General features: G+C 73.5%; 4 protein-coding genes. 3 read left to right on the forward strand and 1 reads right to left on the reverse strand.

Annotation, left to right across the window (positions count from 1 at the left end):
- Positions 1 to 129: 129 nt before the first annotated feature.
- Entirely contained in the window at positions 130 to 2,985 is a 2,856-nt protein-coding gene (locus ACZ4UX_RS32990; protein ID WP_465709330.1) for a DEAD/DEAH box helicase, read from the reverse strand.
- Positions 2,986 to 3,243: 258 nt separating this feature from the next.
- On the opposite strand from ACZ4UX_RS32990, the gene ACZ4UX_RS32995 reads away from it, so the two are divergent.
- The 3 genes from ACZ4UX_RS32995 (at position 3,244) to ACZ4UX_RS33005 (ending at position 6,160) form a co-directional block, all read left to right on the forward strand.
- Complete coding sequence (locus ACZ4UX_RS32995) at positions 3,244 to 3,618, forward strand: hypothetical protein (RefSeq protein WP_329486893.1); 375 nt, start codon at positions 3,244 to 3,246, stop codon at positions 3,616 to 3,618.
- Positions 3,619 to 3,646: 28 nt separating this feature from the next.
- Positions 3,647 to 3,979 carry an ArsR/SmtB family transcription factor gene (locus ACZ4UX_RS33000; RefSeq protein WP_329486894.1) on the forward strand — a complete coding sequence of 111 codons (333 nt, stop codon included), beginning with the start codon at positions 3,647 to 3,649 and terminating at the stop codon, positions 3,977 to 3,979.
- A gap of 114 nt (positions 3,980 to 4,093) precedes the next feature.
- On the forward strand, positions 4,094 to 6,160 hold the full coding sequence (locus tag ACZ4UX_RS33005; RefSeq protein ID WP_465709331.1) for a S9 family peptidase: 2,067 nt from the start codon (positions 4,094 to 4,096) through the stop codon (positions 6,158 to 6,160).
- Positions 6,161 to 6,286: the final 126 nt, after the last annotated feature.

Here is a 6,286-nt window from a genome sequence, read left to right on the forward strand (position 1 = left end):
CGCACCCGCACCAGCCACTTCTCAGCACTTCGCCCCGCCGAGCACCAGCTCGGCGGGGCGAAGAAGAAGCAGGGCCCGAATTAACCAACAGCATCTCGATGACGACGGGCCCCCTTCGGCGTGCGACGGTCAGCCCACCGAGGAGTAGGCGATGATGCCGCGACGGAGGCCGTCGACGGCCTTGCGGGCCGTCCGGCGGAGCTCGGCGTCCTCCCCGGCGGCGTCCTGGATCTGGCCGAGCACGTCGATCAGCTGCTTGGTCCAGCGGACGAAGTCACCGGCCGGCATGTCGGCGTCGCGCAGCACCGAGTCCAGGTTGTGGCCGAGGGCCCAGCGGTACGCGGCCCAGGCGAAGCCGACGTCCGGCTCGCGCTGCCCGACGCCCTCGGCGGTGTTGATCCGGTGCTGCTCCTCCAGGGCGTCCAGGTGGCCCCAGATCCGGATCATCTGGCCGAGTGCCTCCTTGGTGCCGCCCTCGGGCACCCGGGGGGCGGCGGCGTCGTCGGACTGCCGGGACTCGTAGACCAGCGCCGAGGCGCAGGCCGCCAGCTCGGCGGCGGCCAGGCCGCTCCAGACGCCCTCGCGGATGCACTCGGAGGCGAGCAGGTCCAGCTCGCCGTAGAGCCGGCCGAGCCGCTTGCCGTCGTCGGTGACGGTGTCGCCCCGGAGGTAGCCGAGGTCGGTGAGCAGGCCGCAGACCCGGTCGAAGGTGCGGGCGATGGTGTGGGTGCGGGAACGCATCCGGCGCTCCAGCTGCTCGGTGTCGCGGTGCAGCCGGTGGTAGCGCTCGGCCCAGCGGGCGTGGTCCTCGCGCTCGTCGCAGCCGTGGCACGGGTGCTGGCGCAGGGCGGCGCGCAGCCGGCTGATCTCCGCGTCGTCGGCGGCGGCCGCGCGGCCCTTGCGGAACCGCTCGGGCTCCAGGTGGCCGGCCTTGGTGCGCAGCGCGGAGGCGAGGTCGCGCCGGGACTGCGGGCTGCGCGGGTTGAAGGACTTGGGGATGCGCACCCGCTCCAGGGCGGCGACCGGGTGCGGGAAGTCGATCATGGCGAGCCGCTTGACCTGCCGCTCGGCGGTGAGCACCACCGGGCGCGGGCCGTCCTGGAAGTCGGGATGGCGCGCGCCGACCCGGCCGTTGCGGCTGACCGGCGGCAGGCCCGGGTCGAGGACGAGCGCGAGACCGGCGAACTTGCCGGTGGGGACGTGGATGACGTCGCCCGGCTTGAGCTGCTCGATGGACTCGACGGCGGCCGCGCGGCGCTGGCTGCTGCCCTCGCGGGCCAGCTCGTTCTCGCGGTCCTTGAGCTGGTGGCGCAGGCCCATGTACTCGTCGAAGTCGCCCAGGTGGCAGGTCATGGACGCGCGGTAGCCGTCCAGGCCCTCCTCGTTGCGCTGGACCTGGCGGGCGATGCCGACCACCGAGCGGTCCGCCTGGAACTGCGCGAAGGACGTCTCCAGCAGCTCGCGGGAGCGGTGCCGGCCGAACTGCGAGACCAGGTTGACGGCCATGTTGTACGAGGGCCGGAAGGACGACTTCAGCGGGTAGGTGCGGGTGCCGGCCAGGCCGGCCAGCGCCTCCGGGTCGAGCCCGCGCTGCCAGAGCACCACGGCGTGGCCCTCGATGTCGATCCCGCGGCGACCGGCCCGGCCGGTGAGCTGGGTGTACTCGCCGGGGGTGATGTCGGCGTGCGTCTCGCCGTTCCACTTGACCAGCTTCTCCATGACCACCGAGCGGGCGGGCATGTTGATGCCGAGGGCCAGCGTCTCGGTCGCGAAGACGGCCTTGACCAGACCCTTCACGAAGAGCTCCTCGACCACCTCCTTGAACCGCGGCAGCATCCCCGCGTGGTGGGCGGCGATGCCGCGCTCCAGCCCGTCGAGCCACTCGTAGTAGCCGAGGACGTGCAGGTCCTCGTCGGGGATGTCGGCGCAGCGCTCCTCGACGATGGCCCGCACCCGGCCCCGGTCCTCCTCCTTGTTGAGGCGCAGCCCGGAGCTGAGGCACTGCTGGACGGCGGCCTCGCAGCCGGCCCGGCTGAAGATGAAGGTGATCGCGGGGAGCAGGCCCTCGGCGTCGAGCCGGTCGATGACGTCGACCCGGCCGGGCGTCCAGACCTTGCCCGGGCGGCCGTTGGGCATCGAGCGGCCCCGGCCGCGGCCGAACCGGTCGCGCGGGTTGCGGTCCAGCTCGGAGCGGGCGAGCCGGACCAGTTCGGGGTTGACGGCCTTGGCCGGGTTGCGCGGGGCGTCCTTGGGGCGGCCGTCGCGGTCCGGGTTGGCGAACAGGTCGTACATCCGGTTGCCGGCCATGACGTGCTGCCACAGCGGCACCGGGCGGTGTTCGGAGACGATCACCTTGGTGCCGCCGCGCACGGTGTCCAGCCAGTCGCCGAACTCCTCGGCGTTGGAGACGGTCGCGGAGAGCGAGGCCAGCACCACCGACTCGGGGAGGTGGATGATGACCTCCTCCCAGACGGCGCCGCGGAAGCGGTCGGCGAGGTAGTGCACCTCGTCCATCACCACGTAGCCGAGGCCGTTGAGCGAGGAGGAGCCGGCGTAGAGCATGTTGCGCAGCACTTCGGTGGTCATGACCACCACGGGGGCGTCCCCGTTGACGCTGTTGTCACCGGTCAGCAGGCCGACCTTGGCCGCGCCGTAGCGCTTGACCAGGTCCCCGTACTTCTGGTTCGAGAGCGCCTTGATGGGCGTGGTGTAGAAGCACTTGCGCCCGGACTGGAGGGCGAGGTGCACGGCGAACTCGCCGACGATCGTCTTGCCGGAGCCGGTGGGCGCGGCGACCAGCACGCCCTCGCCGCCCTCCAGCGCCCGGCAGGCCTCCAGCTGGAAGTCGTCCAGCGGGAAGTCGTAGAGCTGCTGGAAGCCGTACAGGGCGCTGGCCTGCTCCTTGGCCCGGCGGCGGAAGGCCGCGTACGCCTCGGCGGGGCTGAGCTCCCGGTCTTCGGGCTGCTCGGGCTCAGGGGTGTTCATCGCCGTCCGGGTGTGATTGGTGTGATCTCGCATCTCAGCGAGAGGTTACCCGGGAGGACTGACATCGATAGCACCGATTTTTCGCGCTACCGGATCGGTTCTCTCTCACATCCATAGTTGCAAATGTCTTCAAGCAGCGACGAAGCGGCCATCTTCGAACGTCTCCGGTCATTCCCGGTGCCACGCCGTCCCCTCTCCCTACATTCGGTCCCACAGCCACCACGCAGGGGAGTCCCCCGCTCACAGGAGGAGAAGACGATGGCGAACCTGGAGACCTCGCTCAAGGAGGCCATGGCGATCGAGGGCGCGATCGGCGTGGCCCTGGTCGACTACGGCAGCGGCATGGCGCTCGGCACCCTCGGCGAGGGCGGCGAGCTGGACCTCAACGTCGCCGCCGCCGGCAACACCGACGTGGTCCGGGCCAAGATGCGGGCCATGGAGCTGCTCAACCTCCATGACAACGAGATCGAGGACATCCTGGTCAGCCTCACCAGCCAGTACCACCTGCTCCGACCGCTCACCATGCCGAACGGCCGGGGGCTCTTCCTGTTCCTGGCGCTCAACCGCAGCCGCGCCAACCTGGCGATGGCCCGCCACCACCTCAAGCGGATCGAGGTCGGACTGGAGATCTGACCGGGCCGGGCACCAGGAAAGGAGCGCTGTGGCGGTCGCGCTGTACCAGGCCAAGGCCGAGTTCTTCCGGATGCTCGGCCACCCCGTCCGGATCCGGGTGCTGGAGTTGCTGCAGGCCGGACCGACGCCCGTCCGCGACCTGCTGGCCGAGCTGGCGATCGAACCGTCCAGCCTCTCCCAGCAACTCGCCGTGCTGCGCCGGTCCGGCATCGTCACCGCCACCCGGGAGGGCAGCACGGTGGTGTACGCGCTGTCCGGGACCGAGGTCGCCGACCTGCTGCTCACCGCCCGGCGGATCCTCACCGGGCTGATCGCCGAGCAGAGCGTCCTGCTCGCCGAACTCCGCGCCGGCGCCGACTGACGCCCGGCCCGACGGCCCCTGGACGCCGCATCACCTCACATCGGCGGGTGGTGTGTGACATTTCACATGACGCCCTACTGGTCCGGGAAGGTACCTCCCGGCGACCATCGGGCCGTGACCCTCACCGATCCCTTCCTCGACCTCAGCGCCCGCACCGGCCGCTTCGGCCACGGCGCCCCGCGCGCGATCACCCTCAGCGAGGACGGCACCCGACTGCTGCTGCTCCGCTCGGCCGGCCCGCAGGACCGGGTCGACCGGCTCCACCTCCTCGACCTCGCCACCGGCGAGGAGCGCCTGGTCGCCGACCCCGCCGTGCTCGCCCCGGGCCGCGGCGGCGACCGCGACGACCTGCCCGCCGTCGAGCGGCGGCTGCGCGAACGGACCAGGCTGACCGCCGCCGGCATCGGCACCTTCGCCGCCACCGCCGACCTCGCGGTCGCCGTGTTCACCCTGGACGGGCGGCTGTTCCGCGCCGACACCACCGCCGGCACCTGCGCCGAACTCCCGGTGGCCGGACCGGCCTTCGACCCGCGCCCCGACCCGGCCGGCCACCGCGTCGCCTACGTCGCCGACGACGCCCTCCACGTCACCCCGGCGCCCGCCCCGCTGAGCCCCGCCGACGGCGCCCGCTGGGGCGTCGCCGAGTTCGCCGCCGCCGAGGAGCTGGGCCGCGCCCGGGGCCACTGGTGGCGCCCGGACGGCGGCGCGCTGCTGGCCACCCGGGTGGACGAAGCCGCCCTGCCCCGGCGCTACTTCGCCGACCCGGCCCACCCGGACGAGCGGCCCGAGGACTTCGCCTACCCGCAGGCCGGCGGGCCCAACGCGGACGTCCAGCTCTGGGTCCTCGACCTGGACGGCGCCCGGACCCGGCTGCGCTGGGACGCCGAGGCGTTCCCCTACCTCTGCGCGGCCGAGTGGGCCGGCACCGGGGAGGTCCTGCTCACCGTCGCCGACCGCCTCCAGCAGAACGTGCTGCTGCTCACCGCCGACCCGGCCACCGGCGCCACCCGTGAACTCTCCCGCACCACCGACGAGTTCTGGGTGGACGACCTGCCCGGCACCCCCGCCCGGCTGGACGGCGGCCGGCTGCTCACCGCCCACGACACCCCCGCCGCACGCGGCCTGGCCGTGGACGGCAAGCCGTTGGACACCAGCGGCCTGCAGATCCGCCGGGTGGTCGGGCGGCTGCGCGGCAGGCTGCTCTGCGAGACCGGCCAGGGCGACCCCGCCGACCAGTACGTCCACCTGGTCGACCCGGACGGCGGCGCCCCCGAGCCGGTCAGCTCCGGCCCCGGCGTGCACTCCGCGCTGGCCGCCGCCGACACCCTGCTGCTCGTCTCGGCCGGCCCCGACGGCGTCCGCCGCCGGTTGACCGGCCCCTGGGGCGAGGCAGTGCCCACCGACCTGTCCGCCGCCCTGCCGTACCGGGTCGAACCGCGGCTCGCCCGGGTCACCGAACACGGCCTGCCCACCGCCGTGGTGTACCCGCGCGGCCATCTGCCCGGCCGGCGGCTGCCCGTCCTGCTCGACGTCTACGGCGGCCCGGGCTACCAGGCGGTGGCCAACGAACCGCGCCGCTGGCAGCTCCGCCAGTGGTGGGCCGACCAGGGCTTCGCGGTGGTCACCACCGACAACCGGGGCACCCCGTTCGTCTCCCCCGCCTTCACCCGGGCGATCTTCCGCCGCTTCTCCGCGGCCGCGCTGGAGGACCAGGTGGCCGCGCTGCACGCGCTCGCCGCGGACCACCCCGACCTCGACCTGGGCCGGGTGGGCGTGCGCGGCTGGTCCTACGGCGGGTACTTCGCCGCACTCGCCGTGCTGCGCCGCCCGGACGTCTTCCACGCCGCCTGCGCGGGCGCGCCGCCCACCGACTTCCGCCGGTACGACACCGCGTACACCGAGCGCTACCTGGACCTGCCGCAGCACAACCCCGAGGGCTACGCGGCGGACTGCCTGATCGACGACGCGCCGTCGCTCACCCGGCCACTGCTGCTGATCCACGGCCTGGCCGACGACAACGTGCACCCCTCGCACACCCTGCTGCTCTCCCGGGCGCTCACCCGGGCGGGCCGCCCGCACAGCGTGCTGCCGCTGCCGGGCGTCACCCACATGACCCCGGACGGGGTGGGCGAGCAGGTCACGGCGGCCGAACTCGCCTTCCTGCGGGGCGCCCTGGGGTAGCGGCGGCGGGGCACACCGGGGCGTGGACGCCCGGGTGCCCGCCATCGCAGGACCGCGACCGGCCGCTCCCACGGGGGCGGGGGGGCGAGTATCTCGGCCTTCTAGCCCCTCCCACCCCCCCCCGTT

This window comes from Kitasatospora sp. NPDC028961 (assembly GCF_055564815.1).

What these genes read in the sequence shown, in the direction of transcription:
- ACZ4UX_RS32995 (WP_329486893.1), top strand. Translation starts at nt 3,244, where the DNA reads ATGGCGAACCTGGAGACCTCGCTCAAGGAGGCCATGGCGATCGAGGGC.
- ACZ4UX_RS32990 (WP_465709330.1), bottom strand. Translation starts at nt 2,985, where the DNA reads ATGAACACCCCTGAGCCCGAGCAGCCCGAAGACCGGGAGCTCAGCCCC.